The sequence below is a fragment of the Acidovorax sp. genome (genome assembly GCF_022763525.1).
In the GTDB taxonomy this organism is placed as follows: Bacteria; Pseudomonadota; Gammaproteobacteria; order Burkholderiales; family Burkholderiaceae_C; genus Acidovorax.
Genome location: NZ_JALEGG010000120.1, coordinates 19,080 through 33,654, shown reverse-complemented (window position 1 = coordinate 33,654; position 14,575 = coordinate 19,080). Strand labels below are relative to the sequence as shown.

At 67.4% G+C, this 14,575-nt stretch carries 16 protein-coding genes and 1 riboswitch; of the genes, 10 read left to right on the top strand and 6 right to left on the bottom strand.

The window, feature by feature from the left end:
- Positions 1-1,938: monovalent cation:proton antiporter-2 (CPA2) family protein (locus MRY84_RS09645; protein ID WP_291505512.1), on the bottom strand; the 1,938-nt coding region annotated here is incomplete at its 3' end.
- Positions 1,939-2,064: 126 nt separating this feature from the next.
- Here MRY84_RS09645 and MRY84_RS09640 point away from each other — a divergent pair.
- The 4 genes from MRY84_RS09640 to MRY84_RS09625 all read left to right on the top strand — a co-directional run bounded on the left by MRY84_RS09640 (position 2,065) and on the right by MRY84_RS09625 (position 5,176).
- Positions 2,065-3,066 (top strand): KpsF/GutQ family sugar-phosphate isomerase, encoded by a 1,002-nt coding sequence (locus MRY84_RS09640; RefSeq protein ID WP_291505511.1) that lies wholly within the window; start codon positions 2,065-2,067, stop codon positions 3,064-3,066.
- Between the two features lie 76 nt (positions 3,067-3,142).
- Positions 3,143-3,691, top strand: a complete 549-nt coding sequence (locus tag MRY84_RS09635) for an HAD hydrolase family protein (protein WP_291505510.1) — start codon at positions 3,143-3,145, stop codon at positions 3,689-3,691.
- Between the two features lie 64 nt (positions 3,692-3,755).
- Positions 3,756-4,382 (top strand): LPS export ABC transporter periplasmic protein LptC, encoded by a 627-nt coding sequence (gene lptC / locus MRY84_RS09630; protein ID WP_291505509.1) that lies wholly within the window; start codon positions 3,756-3,758, stop codon positions 4,380-4,382.
- Positions 4,383-4,396: 14 nt separating this feature from the next.
- Positions 4,397-5,176, top strand: a complete 780-nt coding sequence (locus MRY84_RS09625; RefSeq protein WP_291505508.1) for an SDR family oxidoreductase — start codon at positions 4,397-4,399, stop codon at positions 5,174-5,176.
- 107 nt (positions 5,177-5,283) lie between these two features.
- Here the strand turns inward: MRY84_RS09625 and MRY84_RS09620 are convergent, their stop codons facing one another.
- The gene (locus MRY84_RS09620) at positions 5,284-5,811 is read right to left on the bottom strand and encodes an RNA-binding protein (protein ID WP_291505507.1); all 528 of its coding nucleotides are present in this window, start codon (positions 5,809-5,811) and stop codon (positions 5,284-5,286) included.
- 271 nt (positions 5,812-6,082) lie between these two features.
- On the bottom strand, positions 6,083-6,463 hold the full coding sequence (locus MRY84_RS09615) for an RNA-binding protein (protein WP_291505506.1): 381 nt from the start codon (positions 6,461-6,463) through the stop codon (positions 6,083-6,085).
- Between the two features lie 323 nt (positions 6,464-6,786).
- Positions 6,787-6,975, top strand: a riboswitch (yybP-ykoY riboswitch).
- 4 nt (positions 6,976-6,979) lie between these two features.
- On the opposite strand from MRY84_RS09615, the gene MRY84_RS09610 reads away from it, so the two are divergent.
- From MRY84_RS09610 to MRY84_RS09595, 4 genes are all read left to right on the top strand, one after another.
- Positions 6,980-7,549 carry a TMEM165/GDT1 family protein gene (locus MRY84_RS09610; protein ID WP_291505505.1) on the top strand — a complete coding sequence of 190 codons (570 nt, stop codon included), beginning with the start codon at positions 6,980-6,982 and terminating at the stop codon, positions 7,547-7,549.
- A 252-nt stretch (positions 7,550-7,801) separates the two neighbouring features.
- Positions 7,802-8,932 carry a homoserine O-acetyltransferase gene (locus MRY84_RS09605; protein WP_291505515.1) on the top strand — a complete coding sequence of 377 codons (1,131 nt, stop codon included), beginning with the start codon at positions 7,802-7,804 and terminating at the stop codon, positions 8,930-8,932.
- Positions 8,929-9,513, top strand: a complete 585-nt coding sequence (gene metW / locus MRY84_RS09600) for a methionine biosynthesis protein MetW (RefSeq protein WP_291505504.1) — start codon at positions 8,929-8,931, stop codon at positions 9,511-9,513. Before MRY84_RS09605 ends, metW begins: the two co-directional genes overlap by 4 nt.
- A 112-nt stretch (positions 9,514-9,625) precedes the next feature.
- The gene (locus tag MRY84_RS09595; protein ID WP_291505503.1) at positions 9,626-10,786 is read left to right on the top strand and encodes a glycerophosphodiester phosphodiesterase; all 1,161 of its coding nucleotides are present in this window, start codon (positions 9,626-9,628) and stop codon (positions 10,784-10,786) included.
- On the opposite strand, the gene MRY84_RS09590 is transcribed toward MRY84_RS09595, so the two are convergent.
- Both MRY84_RS09590 and MRY84_RS09585 read right to left on the bottom strand, forming a co-directional pair.
- The gene (locus MRY84_RS09590) at positions 10,740-11,423 is read right to left on the bottom strand and encodes an NAD(P)H-dependent oxidoreductase (protein ID WP_291505502.1); all 684 of its coding nucleotides are present in this window, start codon (positions 11,421-11,423) and stop codon (positions 10,740-10,742) included. The two genes, MRY84_RS09595 and MRY84_RS09590, sit on opposite strands and share 47 nt — an antisense overlap.
- A 58-nt stretch (positions 11,424-11,481) precedes the next feature.
- Entirely contained in the window at positions 11,482-11,904 is a 423-nt protein-coding gene (locus tag MRY84_RS09585; RefSeq protein WP_291505501.1) for a MerR family transcriptional regulator, read from the bottom strand.
- Positions 11,905-12,070: 166 nt separating this feature from the next.
- On the opposite strand from MRY84_RS09585, the gene MRY84_RS09580 reads away from it, so the two are divergent.
- Positions 12,071-13,273, top strand: coding sequence for a GGDEF domain-containing protein (locus MRY84_RS09580; protein WP_291505500.1), 1,203 nt, complete (start codon positions 12,071-12,073; stop codon positions 13,271-13,273).
- A gap of 20 nt (positions 13,274-13,293) precedes the next feature.
- On the opposite strand, the gene MRY84_RS09575 is transcribed toward MRY84_RS09580, so the two are convergent.
- Positions 13,294-13,767 carry a peptidylprolyl isomerase gene (locus MRY84_RS09575; RefSeq protein WP_291505499.1) on the bottom strand — a complete coding sequence of 158 codons (474 nt, stop codon included), beginning with the start codon at positions 13,765-13,767 and terminating at the stop codon, positions 13,294-13,296.
- A gap of 253 nt (positions 13,768-14,020) precedes the next feature.
- On the opposite strand from MRY84_RS09575, the gene MRY84_RS09570 reads away from it, so the two are divergent.
- The gene (locus tag MRY84_RS09570; RefSeq protein ID WP_291505498.1) at positions 14,021-14,572 is read left to right on the top strand and encodes a response regulator; all 552 of its coding nucleotides are present in this window, start codon (positions 14,021-14,023) and stop codon (positions 14,570-14,572) included.
- Positions 14,573-14,575: the final 3 nt, after the last annotated feature.

Here is a 14,575-nt window from a genome sequence, read left to right as displayed (position 1 = left end):
GCCTGACAGCACCAGCGTGTCGCCCGCCGCCAGCTGGGCATCGTCCACGGCTGCGCTCAGGTGGCCGGTGCCGCGCCGCAGGTTGACGACCTGGACGCCCATGGCCGGCAGCGCCAGCTCGCCCAGGCTGCGGCCCAGCGCGGCGGCGCCTGCGGGCAGGTTGAGGGTGGCCAGGCGCTCCTGGTCGCGCTCGTGGGCGGTGTCGTCATCCGCGCCATGAAAGTAGCCCCGCAGCAGGTTGTAGCGGGCATCGCGCTGGTCTTGGACCAGTCGCAGCACGCGGCGCATGGGCACGCCCACCAGCGCCAGCGCGTGGCTGGCCAGCATCAGCGAGCCTTCGATGGCCTCGGGCACGACTTCGGTGGCGCCCGCCGTCTGCAGCTTGTCCAGGTACATGTCGTCCTGTGTGCGCACGATGACCGGCACCTGGGGCGCGTGGGAGCGGGCGTTGGCCAGCACCTTCAGCGCGGCGGGTACATCGATGTAGGTCACGGCCACGGCGCTCGCGCGCACCAGGCCCGCCGCCATCAGCGCCTGCAGCCGGGTGGCGTCGCCATACACCACCGAATCGCCGGCCGCGGCCGCCTGGCGCACGCGGTCGGGGTCCAGGTCGAGCGCCATGTACGGGATGCCCTCATGCTCCAGCATGCGTGCCAGGTTCTGGCCGCAACGGCCGTAGCCGCAGATGATCACGTGCTTGCTGGTGTTGATGGACTTGCGCGCGATGCTGGTCATCTGCAGCGACTGCTGCAGCCAGTCGCTGGCCACCAGCTTCATCACGATGCGATTGCTGGACAGGATAAGAAAGGGCGTGGCCAGCATCGACAGCACCATGGCCGCGAGGATCGGGTTCATGAGTGCGGGCTGCACCAGCCCGTTGCTCTGCGTGAGCGAGAGCAGCACAAAGCCGAACTCGCCCGCCTGCGCCAGATACAGCCCCGTGCGCAGCGCCACGCCGGTGGTGGCGCCCATGCCCCGGGCCAGCGCCAGGATGATGGTCAGCTTGAGAAGCAGCGGCACCGTGAGCAGCGCCAGCACCAGCGCCCAGCGGTCCACGAGGATGTGCCAATCCAGCATCATCCCGATGGTGATGAAGAACAGGCCCAGCAGCACGTCGTGGAACGGACGGATGTCCGTGCCCACCTGGTGGCGGTATTCCGTCTCGGACACCAGCACGCCAGCAATGAACGCACCCAACGCCAGGCTCAGCCCCGCCAGCTCGGTCAGCCAGGCCAGGCCCAGCGTGATCAGCAGCAGGTTGAGCATGAACAGCTCTTCGCTCTTGCGGCGCGCCACCAGCGTCAGCCACCAGCGCATCAGCCGTTGCCCACCGGTGAGCAGAATGCCCACGAGCGCAGCAGCCTTGATGAGGGCCCAGCCCAGGGAGGTCAGCAACTGGTCGGGTGACGAACCCAGCGCAGGGATCAGCACCAGGAGCGGCACCACGGCCAAGTCCTGGAACAGCAGAATGCCCATCACACGCCGGCCGTGCTCGCTCTCGAGCTCCGCGCGTTCGGACATGAGCTTGACCACGATGGCGGTGCTGCTCATGGCCATCACCCCCGAGAGCGCCAGCGCCGTCTGCCAGCCCACGTCCCACACCCCGCCTACCCAGCGGGCGAGCAGCAGCGCACAGCCCGTCACCACTGCCATCGTCAGCACCACCTGGAGCAGCCCCAGGCCGAACACCTGGCGCCGCATGGCGCGCAGCTTGGGCAGGCTGAATTCCAGCCCGATCGCGAACATCAGGAACACCACGCCGAACTCGCCCAGGTGCCGCACGGCGTCGGAGTTCTGTGTCAGCGCCAGCGCATGGGGGCCGATGAGGACCCCCGCGGCCAGGTAGCCGAGCATGGGGGGCAGCTTGAGGCTGCGGCAGACCACCACGCCCAGCACCGCGGCCAGCAGGTAGAGCAAGGTGAGAGCGAGGGAGGACATGGATCGATCCTATCCGAGCCTTGCCTTTTCGCAGGCCTCTTTTGTGCGCGGCAGATGGGCCACGCCACCATGCGGGCAAGGCCGGGACATGGTGGTCAGGGCTGGCACGGTCGATAGAATCCCCTGATGACTCCCGCCCCCGCCACGATGCCCACTTTCGACGCTGAACAGATCCTGCGCCTGGCCCGCGAGACCTTCGACATCGAGGCGGCCGCCGTGCTGGGCTTGAAATCCCGCGTCGGAGAGCCTTTCGTGCAGGCCGTGCAGGCCATGCTCTCGGTGCGTGGACGGGTGGTGGTGATGGGCATGGGCAAGAGCGGGCACGTCGGCCGCAAGATCGCCGCCACCCTCGCCTCCACCGGCACGCCCGCGATGTTCGTGCATCCCGCGGAGGCAAGCCATGGCGATCTGGGGATGATCAAGTCCATCGACATCGTGCTGGCCCTGTCCAACAGTGGTGAGGTGGACGAGGTCACCACGCTGCTGCCCGTCATCAAGCGGCTGGGCGCGCGGTTGATTGCGATGACGGGGCGGCCCCAGTCCACCCTGGCCACCCACGCCGACATCGTGCTGGACAGCGGCGTCGAGCGGGAGGCCTGCCCCTTGCAGTTGGCGCCCACGGCCAGCACCACCGCCCAGCTGGCCCTGGGTGACGCCCTGGCGGTGGCGCTGCTGGATGCCCGCGGCTTTCGCCCGGAAGACTTCGCCCGCTCGCACCCCGGCGGCGCCTTGGGCCGCAAGCTGCTGACCCACGTGAGCGATGTCATGCGCACCGGCGCCGAGATTCCGCGCGTGCCGCCCGATGCCTCCTTCAGCGACCTCATGCGCGAAATGAGCGCCAAGGGCCTGGGCGCCTCCACCGTCGTGGACAGCGCCGGGCAGGTGCTGGGCATCTTCACCGACGGCGACCTGCGCCGCCGCATCGAGGCGGGGGCCGACCTGCGCTCCGCCACCGCCCGCGAGGTCATGCACCCCAACCCCCGCCGGATCGCACCCGATGCGCTGGCCGTTGACGCGGCCGAAATGATGGAGGCCCACGCCATCACCAGCGTGCTGGTGGTCGACGCGGCAGGCGCGCTCACCGGCATCGTCCATATCGGCGATCTCATGCGGGCGAAGGTGATATGACCCCGCTGAGCCGCTGCGCGTCTTCCCCACGGGTGCGCGGGTCTGGGCCGTGCCTGTACCTTCATTGCTCCCTGACATGACCCAGCCTGTTCTGAATTTCGACCCCGAGCTGCTCCTGCGTGCCCAGCCGGTGCGCGTGGCCTTTTTCGACGTCGATGGCGTGCTGACGGACGGGGGCCTGTACATCAGCGAATCGGGCGAGACCCTCAAGCGCTTCAACACGCTGGACGGCCATGGGCTCAAGCTGCTGCAAAGGGCGGGTATCACCCCCGTGGTCATCACGGGCCGCGACTCGCTGCCCCTGCGGGTGCGGCTCAAGGCGTTGGGTGTGGAGCACGCCGTGTTCGGCACCGAAGACAAGCGCCCTGCCGCCGAGCAGATCCTGGCCACGCTGGGGCTGGATTGGACGCAGGCCGCGGCGATGGGCGACGACTGGCCTGACCTGCCGGTGCTGCGTCGCAGCGCCCTGGCTTGCGCCCCCGCCAATGCCCAGGCCGAGGTGCGCCACGCCGCCCACTTTGTCACGCAGGCGTGCGGAGGGCACGGCGCAGCGCGCGAGTTGTGCGACCTGCTGCTGGTGGCCACGGGCCGCTATGCCGCCCTGCTCGCGGAATACACCGCATGACCCATCCATACACCCGTCCCGATGCCCGCCTGGCCGCTGACCCTTTCGGCAGGAGACCAGCGCCGTGAAGCGCAGCGTGATCCATCAAGGCTGGGAGCAGCTGTCGCTCTACCTGCCCGTGGTGCTGATGGGCCTGTTGGCGCTGGGTACCTGGTGGCTGGTGCGCAATGCGCCCATGCCGCTGCTCCCGGCCACGGAGCGGCCGCCCTTGCACCAGCCGGACTACTTCATGAAGTCTTTTTCGGTCAAAAGCTTTGACGCCGCCGGTCGTCTGCAAAGCGAAGTGCAAGGCGACGAGGCGCGGCACTACCCGGATACCGACACGCTGGAGATCGACAAGGCACGCATGCGCTCGGTAGCGCCCACCGGCCGCCTCACCGTGGCCACGGCCGACCGGGCCCTGACCAACGCCGACGGGTCTGAAGTGCAGCTGTTCGGCAACGCCATCGTCACCCGCGAGCCGCTGCCCGCCAAGCCCGGCCAGCCTGCCCAGCCCCGGCTGGAGTTCCGCAGCGAATTCCTGCATGCCTACACCACCACCGAGCGCGTGCGCTCGGACAAGCCAGTGACGCTCACCCGCGGCAACGACCGTTTCACGGCCGACAGCATGGACTACGACAACCTGGACCAGGTCGTGCAGCTGCGCGGGCGGGTGCGGGGCATGCTCCTGCCCGGCACGCCAACCCCTTAGCGTTCGGAGCCCCCATGGCCGCACCCCTCGTCTTTATTACTGGCGCCTCCAGCGGCATCGGCCAGGCGTTGGCCCTGCGCTACCACCGCGCGGGCTATCGTCTGGCCTTGGTCGCGCGCCGTACGTCCGAGGTCAAAACATGGGCTGGCGCTCAGGGGATCAGCGCTGATAGCTATGAAATTTATAGTGCCGATGTGGCGATGATCGACAGCATCGTCGCCGCGGGCCGCGACTGCATTGCGCGCCAGGGGGTGCCCGACGTCGTGATTGCCAACGCCGGCATCAGCGTGGGCATGGACACGGCGGTGCACGAGGACCTGGATGTCATGGCACGTACCTTCGCCACCAACAACATCGGCGTGGCGGCTACGTTCCACCCCTTTGTGCAGCCCATGGCCCAGCGCGGCAGCGGCACGCTGGTGGGCATTGGCAGCGTGGCCGGCATCCGCGGCCTGCCGGGACATGGCGCGTACTGCGCCAGCAAGGCAGCCGTCATCAGCTACTGCGAAAGCCTGCGCGGCGAGATGCGCCCGCACGGCGTGCGCGTGGTCACCATATCGCCCGGCTACATCGACACCCCGCTGACCCGGCAGAACCGCTACGGCATGCCGTTCCTCATGCAGGCCGAAGACTTTGCCGACCGCGCCTACCGCGCCATCGCTGCGGGTGTGAGCTACCGCGTCATCCCCTGGCAGATGGGGGTGGTGGCCAAGCTGCTGCGCATGCTGCCCAATGCGCTGTTCGACAAGGTGCTCGCGGGCCGCCCCCGCAAACGGCGCCAGGGCGAGCAGTAGACGCTTGCCGCACTTGGCGGTAGCACCGCAGCAGCGGTTGCTGCGGGCATGAAAAAAGCCCCCGAAGGGGCTTGGGGTGCATGCGCAGACCGGGATGAAGGCCGGCTTCAGTAGCCGTTGCCGCCACCACCGTAGCCGCCGCCACCGCCGCTGCGGCCGCCACCATTGCGGGAGCCGGAACCATACGGGCTGCGGAAGCCGCCTTCGTTGCGGCCACCGCCACCGTAGCCGCCGCCACCCCCTTCGCGGCCGCCGCCATAACCACCGCCGCCGCCTTCACGGCCGCCACCGTAGCCACCGCCGCCACTGCGGCCACCGCCGCCGTAGCCGCCGCCACCACCACCATAGCCACCGCCGCCGAAACCGCCGCTGCGGGGTGGGCGGGGCTCCATCGGGCGCGCTTCATTGACCACGATGCTGCGGCCACCCAGGGGCTGGCCATTCATGCCGTTGATGGCGGCCTGGGCTTCTGCGTCGCTGCCCATCTCCACAAAGCCAAAGCCCTTGGAGCGACCGGTGTCGCGCTCCATCATCACCTTGGCGCTGGTGACAGCGCCGAACTGGCTGAACGCCTGTTCCAGATCGTTGTCGCGGACCGAGTACGGCAGGTTGCCGACGTACAGTTTGTTGCCCATCGAGGGACTCCTCAAAAACACATGGATAAAGCGATGGAGTCCCGAAAACGCAGCCAGCTAATCTCAATGACGCTCTCAGCGAAACTGACGGATCACCGCAAACTTGGAAAGCAGGCAAGGCCCGCCGAACCATTATGCGCCACACTTTTGTCGAAAAAGCAAGCGGCAAAAACCGACTTTGGCGAGGACATTCGAGCAGGCATGAAAAAAGGAGCCCGAGGGCTCCTTTGTCTTGGCCTCGGCAGCCGGCAAAGGCTGCCATGAGGACTTTTTAGTAGCTGCTGCGGCCGCCGCCGTAGCCACCACCGCCGCCGCTACGGCCACCGCCGTAACCGCCGCCACCGCCGCCGTAGCCGCCACCACCATTGCCGCCGCCGAAGCCACCGCTACGGGGAGCGCGGGGCTCCATGGGGCGGGCTTCGTTGACCACGAGGTCACGGCCGCCAAAGTTTTGGCCGTGCACGCCTTGGATGGCGGCCTGGGCTTCTGCATCGCTGCCCATTTCGACAAAGCCGAAACCCTTGGAACGGCCGGTGTCGCGCTCCATCATGACCTTGGCGCTGCCCACGGAGCCGAACTGGCTGAAGGTTTGTTCCAGATCTTGGTCACGGAAAGAATAGGGCAGGTTGCCCACGTAGAGTTTGTTGCCCATGAAGGACTCCTGAAAAAACATGAAAACGCGATGGAGCCCGACGCAATCAACAAACCTGTGACGACTTCAGAGACGCGAAACTGACCATTCACCGCTAAGCTAACTGCTCCTCTGCCAGCAGGGGAGCAAACCCATTATTAATCACTTTATGCAGCGTGTGGTGTTTATTTCTGGGTGAACCTGTCCATCCGGGTCAAATGTGTGGTCATTTCGGCGCGTTTGGCAGGGGTTTCTAGGGGAAACCCGCAGGAGCTGGATGGGCATTCCCACCAGCATGACCCCGCTGCGGGGGCAACCCGCAGGGGGCGGGAGCAGGTTAAAATGCGTAGGTCTTTGGGGAGTAGCCCGCCCGGCGTGCAACGCGCCGGGGGCATGCGTCAACAAACTTGGGCTCGGTGAGCCTATGGTGCATGCGGTTCTTGAGCTGGGCGAGACCATTGACTGCATGCCGATCCAAGGCCGGAGTCGGGGTGCAGTCAATGCGTTCTTGTCACTATCCGGCCGGATAGACCCCACATGGAACCGTTTTTCATCTCCACCGCCATCGTCGCGCTCGCTGAAATGGGCGACAAGACGCAGCTGCTCGCCCTCGTTCTTGCCGCGCGCTTTCGCAAGCCCTGGCCCATCGTGCTGGGCATCCTCGCCGCCACGCTGGTCAACCACGGCCTGGCCGGCGCCGTGGGCTCTTGGGTGACCACTTTCATCGGGCCGCAGGTGTTGCGCTGGATTTTGGGCGCGTCGTTCATCGCCATGGCCGTGTGGATGCTGATCCCCGACAAGCTCGACGAGGGTGAAGCCGATGGCTCGCCGCGCTGGGGCGTGTTCGGCACCACGCTGGTGGCTTTCTTCCTGGCCGAGATGGGCGACAAGACGCAGATCGCCACCGTCATGCTGGCCGCGCAGTACAACGCCTACCTGTGGGTGGTGGCTGGCACCACACTCGGGATGATGATCGCCAACGCGCCCGTCGTCTGGCTCGGCGAGCGCATCACGCGACGTGTGCCCATCCGCGCGGTCCACGTCGTGTCGGCCGTGATCTTCCTCGTGCTCGGGGGAGTGGCGATCTTCACCCCCGTGGGCAACTGAAAGTAGCGGACGGATGGACGAAGCGGCGGGCGCTTTGGTATATTTACCCAACGCGCCGATTTGCCACAGCTTGCGGGCGCTTTATAAATTCTGCTAAAGACCCGTCCGACCTCCCCACCCGGCCTCGTTTTTAGCGACGCCGGGTTTTTTATTGCCGCCGGGTCGCCCCCACGGCAACGAACGCAGCAGCCGCTGCCCCCGCAGCGGCGCCCGCGCAGGCAGTGGCAGGGGGCCTTCTTGTTGCTGCTCTTTATGTCGTTCATCGCCACGCCCCAGACCATGCACTTCCCGGATGCGCTGCCGCTGCAAAGCGGCGCGTCCATCCGCGACTACCACCTGGCCTACGAGACCTACGGCACGCTCAATGCCGACCGCTCGAACGCCGTGCTTGTGTGCCACGCCCTCAATGCCTCGCACCATGTCGCGGGCGTGTACGCCGGCCAGGACAAGAGCGAGGGCTGGTGGGACAACATGATCGGCCCCGGCAAGGCCGTGGACACCGACCGCTTCTTTGTGATCGGCGTGAACAATCTGGGCTCGTGCTTCGGCTCCACCGGCCCCATGCACACGCACCCCGACACGGGCGAGGTCTACGGCGCCGACTTCCCGGTGGTCACGGTGGAAGACTGGGTCAACGCCCAGGCCCGGCTGCTCGACCGCCTGGGCATTGCGCAACTGGCCGCCGTGCTGGGCGGCAGCCTGGGCGGCATGCAAGCCTTGAGCTGGACGCTGCAGTACCCCGAGCGCATGCGCCACGCGGTGGTCGTGGCCAGCGCGCCCAACCTCACTGCAGAGAACATCGCCTTCAACGAAGTGGCCCGCCGCGCCATCGTGACCGACCCGGACTTCCACGGCGGGCACTTCTACCGCCACGGCGTGATTCCCAAGCGCGGCCTGCGCATCGCCCGCATGATCGGCCACATCACGTACCTCAGCGACGATGTGATGAACGAGAAGTTCGGCAGGCAACTGCGCGAGGGCCTGGAGCTGAAATACAGCACGCAGGACATCGAGTTTCAAATTGAAAGCTACCTGCGCTACCAGGGTGACAAGTTCAGCGACTACTTCGACGCCAACACCTATTTGCTGATCACCCGCGCGCTCGACTACTTCGACCCCGCGCGCGCGCACGGCGGCAACCTCACGCGCGCGCTGGCGCGGGCGCAGGCCAAGTTCCTGCTCGTGAGCTTCACCACCGACTGGCGCTTCTCGCCCCAGCGCAGCCGCGAGATCGTCAAGGCCCTGCTCGACAACCGCCGCCGCGTGAGCTACGCAGAGATCGACGCACCGCATGGGCATGATGCCTTTTTGCTTGACGACGCCCGCTACATGAGCGTGATGCGCTCTTATTTCGATAGCATTGCCAAGGAGCTTGCCGTATGACCGAGAAGAACACCATGCAGGCGCTGGCACGACTGGTGCCCCCCGGCTCGCGGGTGCTCGACCTGGGCTGCGGCAACGGCGCCATGCTCGACTACCTGCAGCGTGAACGCGGCTGCAGCGGTTACGGCGTGGAGATTGACGATGCCAACGTGCTGGCCTGCGTGCAGCGCGGGGTGGATGTGATCCAACTCAACCTGGACGAAGGCCTCGCGATGTTCGGCGACAACAGCTTTGACGTGGTGCTGCAGATCGACACCCTGCAGCACCTGCGCAATGCCGAAACCATGCTGCGCGAGACTGCCCGCGTCGGCCGCACGGGCGTGGTGGCGTTCCCCAACTTTGCGCACTGGCCCAACCGTCTTTCCATCCTGCGCGGGCGCATGCCCGTCACGCGCCGCCTGCCCTACCAGTGGTATGACACGCCCAACATCCGCGTGGGCACGTACAAGGATTTCGAGGTGCTGGCCACCAAGAACGACCTGCGCATCCTGGATTCGTTCGGGCTGCAGGACGGGGAGGAAGTGCGCTGGTTACCGAATGCGCGCGCAGGCACGGCCGTCTTCCACTTCGAACATGCGTAGGCACAGCACAACCCGCTGAGTCACTCTGGGGTCATGCGCTTGCGTACGCCATGCGCGCGTCACGCAACCGGGTTATGGTGATTGGGTAGCAACCCCGCCGCCCGGAGAACCCATGCGCTTTGCCTCTCTGAACATCCTCGTCGCAACCGTTTTGGCCACCGGGGGGCTCGGCGCCATGGCCCAGCAGGCCTGGCCGCCCACCCCCACCGTCATCGCCCACCGGGGCGCTTCGGCACTCCGGCCCGAGCACACGCTGGCCGCCTACCAGAAGGCCATCGACGATGGCGCCGACATCATCGAGCCCGACCTCGTGATCACCCGGGACGGCGTGCTGGTCGCGCGGCACGAGAACGCCATCGCCATCGTGGGCGCCGACGGCGCCATCAAGGAAGCCACCACCGACGTGGCCGACCGCCCCGAGTTCGCAGCGCGCAAAACCACCAAGACCATCGACGGCCAGGCCATCACCGGCTGGTTCACCGAGGACTTCACGCTGACCGAACTCAAAACCCTGCGCGCCCGCGAGCGCATCCCCGCGCAGCGCCCGGCCAATGTGGCCTACAACGGCCAGTTCGAGGTGCCCACGCTGCAGGAGGTGATCGACCTGGCCAAGGCCGCCAGTGCCAAGACCGGCCGCGTGATCGGCATCTACCCCGAAACCAAGCACCCCACCTATTTCCAGTCCATCGGCCTGCCGCTGGAGGCGCCGCTGCTGTCCGTGCTGGAGAAGAACGGCTGGAACCACCGGGACGCACCGATATTCGTGCAATCCTTCGAAGTCGCCAACCTGCAGGCGATTCGCAAGCTGAGCACCGTGCGCCTCGTGCAACTGGTGGCGCCTTCGGGCCGGCCGTACGACTTCGTGGCCCAGGGTGCGGCCGAGGCGCGCAGTTATGCCGACCTGATCACGCCCGAGGGCCTGAAGCAGGTCGCCACCTATGCCCACGCCATCGGCCCTTTCAAGACGCTGGTGGTGCCTGTGAAAGACGGTGCGCCCGGCGAGCCCACGGGCCTGGTGCAACGTGCCCATGCCGCGGGTCTGGCGGTGCACATCTGGACCTTGCGGCCCGAAAACGCCTTTTTGCCCGCAAGCCTGAAAAAAGCCCCCGCCACCGATGCCACCCTGCGCGGCGACAGCGTGGCCGAGATCTTGGCCTACCTGCGCGCGGGCGTGGACGGCTTCTTCACCGACGACCCGGCTGTGGGCCGTGCGGCGGTGGCGGCGTTCAGGGCGCAGGCCGCGCAGGGCGCGCCGGGCGCGAAGCAGCCGTAGGTGCCTGCGCGGCGGATGCGCCCGCGTTGCGTATCTTCTTCTGCCCCTGGCGCTGGCCCAGCGCGCGTGCCTGCGCCACCCACCCCGCGAGCCGCGCCGGGCTGGCCGAGCGCACCGGGCCAAAGCTGTGCACCTTCACGGGCCGGATGCCGCAGAACTCCAGGATCGCCTTCTTCATCTGGTGGTGGCCGGGCATGCGCGTCACCCAGCGGAAGTACCACGGGGGAGAGTCCATGGTCACCAGCAGCTCGGCCGAGCGGCCCGCCAGCAATCGGTCCCACCAGGGCGAGTCCTTCCGGTACTTGAAAGCGTAGCCGGGCAGGAAAACGCGGTCGATGAAGCCCTTGAGCAACGCCGGCATGGCACCCCACCAGATGGGATACACCCACACCAGGTGGCGCGCCCAGGCGATGTCGGCCTGGGCGGCCTCCAGGTCCGGCTCCAGCGGCTGCGCTGCGTGGTAGCCCTGGAGCGTCGGGTTGAAGGCGAGCTGCCCCACGTTCAGGCACCGCACCTGTGCGCCCGCCTCACGGGCGCCGTCGGCGTAGGCCCTGGCCATGCTCGCGCACAGGCTGTCGGACTGGGGATGGCCCAGGATGACCAGGACCTTGTTTTCGCTGTCGTGTTGTTCCGCCACAGGGAATCTCCTTCAAGGGTTGGATGACGCCATCGTCACCCTGACCCATGGGGCAGAGTCAAGCAGCGAGGTCAACAGTGGTGGATTTCGGCGCTGCCGCCGGCTGCGCGCAGGCGGTGGACGTCACGGGCACGGCCAGCGTCTCGCAGGTGTGCAACTCGTGCTGCAGCCGCGCCAGCTCGCCGTCCAGCGCGGTCAGGCGCGCCAGTTCCTGCGCCACCGCGGCGCGCCGTGCGGCTACCAGCGCGGCCACACGCTCCCATCCCGGGCCGGTGTCCATGTGGGGCAACTCCGTGAGCTCCGACAGCCGGAACCCCAGCCCCTGGGCCTGGCGCACGAGCAGCACGCGCGCGGCATCGGCCTCGCCATAGTGGCGGTAGCTGCCCCGCCGCGCGACGGCGCCCAGCAGGCCGCGCGACTCATACAGCCGGATCGCCTTGGGCGTGGTGCCGGTGCGTTGGGCCAGTTCTCCGATGCGCATGGGAAGAGCTCCGTGGGTGGTTTGTTATCAAAATGATAGCTGTTGGCGCCTGTCAAACAAGCGCTGGAGGCCGATTTGGACCGAAATCGTGCGCACACACTGCAGTTTGCGGCAAGGGAGCGTTGGTTTATGCTGATCCGATGCGCATCCCCTTCCTGTGCACGCCGTGAACGCACACGTCCCCACCATGCTGGCGATGATCATCGCCAGTTCGCTGATGATGGCGGCTTCCATGGCCATCGTAGGCTGGGGGCGCAGGCGCGACGGCCTGGGGCACTGGGCCGCGGCCCTGATGGTCAACGCGATCGGCCACCTGCTGATCATGCTGCGGGGCCTGGCGCCGGACATCCTTTCGGTGGTGCTTGGCAATGTGCTGCTGGCGTGCGTGTTCGTCGGGATGATTGCAGCGATCTACCAGTTCCAGGGCCGCCCTGCGCCCTGGCTGCTCCTGCTGGCCGCGCCGGTGATGGTGGCGGTGTTCGTCAGCATGTTCATGGACAACTTCCCGGCCCGGGCGGGTTTCGTGGGGCTCGTGATCGGGCTGCAGGCGATCTGGGCGCTGGCAGCCACGCTGGAGCGCCGCCATGCCACCGTGGGCCGCGGCCAGTGGCTGCTGGTGGCGGGGCTGGCGCTGGAGGCCCTGGTGCTGGGCGGGCGCTCGGTGCTCACCGTCGCATTGCCCGATTCCGCCACCAGCATCCTGCAGGGCAGCGTGTTGCAGACCGTGACCTTCATGGCCACCTTCTCCGTGGTGCTGGTCAGCTCGGTGGGGTTCGTCTTCATGTCGCGCGACCGCAGCGACGAGAGCAACCGCATCATGGCGGCGCTGGACCCGCTCACCGGGGTGGCCAACCGCCGATCGCTGATCTCTGCCCTGGACCGGGATGTCTCCCGCGCCATCCGGACGCACCAGCCGATCGCGCTCATGATGGTGGACATCGACCATTTCAAGCACGTCAATGACCGCTATGGCCACCCGGCGGGCGATGAGGTGCTGTGCAGCGTCGTGTCCGTGCTGCGCCAGCGCGTGCGCGCGCAGGACCTGGTGGGCCGCTACGGCGGCGAGGAATTCATGGTGCTGCTGCCCGACACCGACCTGGTCGGCGCGGAGCAGCTGGCGCGCGAGCTGTGCAAGGCGGTGGAGGAGTCGCGCTGCCTGGCGCAGGGGGCGGGGCCCGAAGGTGTCGAGGTCACGGTGAGCATCGGTGTCTTCGGCGGTCATCTCGAGTCCGGCGACAGCTGGGACATGCTCATCGCCGCCGCCGACCGAGCGCTCTACGAGGCCAAGAACAACGGCCGCAACCGCGTGGAAGTGGCCACCAGCCTGCGCCGCCCCGGTGCCCCTCTGGCGGGGCAGGACGCGCTCTAAAAAGGGACTCTCAGCACGTCTCAGTGCTGATGCCCGTGCGCACCGTGCACGTGGCGATGGGCAATTTCTTCCGCGCTCGCGGCGCGCACGGCCGTGACCTTGCAGCTGAATTTCAGCGCCTGGCCCGCCAGCGGGTGGTTGCCGTCCAGGTGCACTTCGGGGCCCTTGATCTTGACCACGTTGAACACGGCGGGCTGGCCGTCGTCGCCCACGCCCTGCAGCTGGCCGCCCACCTTCACGCCCGGCGGGAACTCGCTCTTGGGGATGGTGCGCACCAGGCTTTCGTCGCGCGCGCCAAACGCGTCTTCCACGGCCAGGTCGATGGCCGTGCTGAAGCCGACAGCCTGGCCTTCCAGGGCGGCCTCTACCTTCGGGAAGATGTTGTCATAGCCGCCGTGCAGGTAGGCGAGGCTGCCCGCGTCCAGCGGCTTGCCTTGCGGAGTGGTGACCTTGTAGGTGATGGTGACGGCGGAGTCTTTGGTGATGGTGGCCATGGGGTCTTCCTTGCGCTTGCGGATACGGAAAGGGCCGGCGCCCGCCGCGCGGCATGGCTGCCGTGCGGGGCGCAGGTCAAACCGCGCATTGTCCATGAGCTGCCGGGCCGGGTTGCCGAATCTGGAATACTTGCGCCCTGTTGAACCGGCGACGCGCCGCCAACCTGGGCAGGGGCTGATGTGGCGGTCCCCCTGCACAAGCTGGATTGCGCCACCCCGCCCGAAGCCCACCCAGAAAGAGACGATCCGCACCATGAGCATCTTCGACCGGCTTTTGAGCAGCGTGCGCAAGCCGACGGGGCGCGCCGACGCCACTCCCGCCCAGCCCGGTGCGCCGGTGGAGCGGCGCCAGCGCAAGCGCGTCAACGCCCGCCGGGGCACCCGGGTGCTGATCATCGACGACTCCCCGACCGTCGTGGCCGTGCTGCGCAAGACACTGCGCTCTGCAGGCTACGAAACCCGCGAGGCCCTGGACGCCGAGCACGGCCTGGCCCTGCTGGCCCAAGACCCGCCGGAACTGATCTTCTTGGACATCATCCTGCCGGGCATGAATGGGTTCAATGCGCTGCGTGCGATCCGCAAGACGCCCGCCTGGCAGCACATTCCCGTCATCATGATCAGCGGCAACGAGCATGCCACCGAGCAGTTCTATGCCAACCGCATCGGCGCGGACGATTTCATGAAGAAGCCGTTCTCGCGCCATGAGATCTTCGCGCGCATCGAGACGATGCTCGATGCCGAACTCGTGCCCCGGCGCAAGGGCGACGCGGCGGCTGCAGCCGCCGTGGCCGCCGATCCCGCCTGACGG

Bases quoted from the DNA above. Each gene is read 5' to 3' on its own strand.
- MRY84_RS09640 (WP_291505511.1), top strand. From the start codon at position 2,065: ATGACTCCCGCCCCCGCCACGATGCCCACTTTCGACGCTGAACAGATC.
- MRY84_RS09635 (WP_291505510.1), top strand. From the start codon at position 3,143: ATGACCCAGCCTGTTCTGAATTTCGACCCCGAGCTGCTCCTGCGTGCC.
- MRY84_RS09625 (WP_291505508.1), top strand. From the start codon at position 4,397: ATGGCCGCACCCCTCGTCTTTATTACTGGCGCCTCCAGCGGCATCGGC.
- MRY84_RS09620 (WP_291505507.1), bottom strand. From the start codon at position 5,811: ATGGGCAACAAACTGTACGTCGGCAACCTGCCGTACTCGGTCCGCGAC.
- MRY84_RS09615 (WP_291505506.1), bottom strand. From the start codon at position 6,463: ATGGGCAACAAACTCTACGTGGGCAACCTGCCCTATTCTTTCCGTGAC.
- MRY84_RS09610 (WP_291505505.1), top strand. From the start codon at position 6,980: ATGGAACCGTTTTTCATCTCCACCGCCATCGTCGCGCTCGCTGAAATG.
- MRY84_RS09605 (WP_291505515.1), top strand. From the start codon at position 7,802: ATGTCGTTCATCGCCACGCCCCAGACCATGCACTTCCCGGATGCGCTG.
- metW (WP_291505504.1), top strand. From the start codon at position 8,929: ATGACCGAGAAGAACACCATGCAGGCGCTGGCACGACTGGTGCCCCCC.
- MRY84_RS09595 (WP_291505503.1), top strand. From the start codon at position 9,626: ATGCGCTTTGCCTCTCTGAACATCCTCGTCGCAACCGTTTTGGCCACC.
- MRY84_RS09585 (WP_291505501.1), bottom strand. From the start codon at position 11,904: ATGCGCATCGGAGAACTGGCCCAACGCACCGGCACCACGCCCAAGGCG.
- MRY84_RS09575 (WP_291505499.1), bottom strand. From the start codon at position 13,767: ATGGCCACCATCACCAAAGACTCCGCCGTCACCATCACCTACAAGGTC.
- MRY84_RS09570 (WP_291505498.1), top strand. From the start codon at position 14,021: ATGAGCATCTTCGACCGGCTTTTGAGCAGCGTGCGCAAGCCGACGGGG.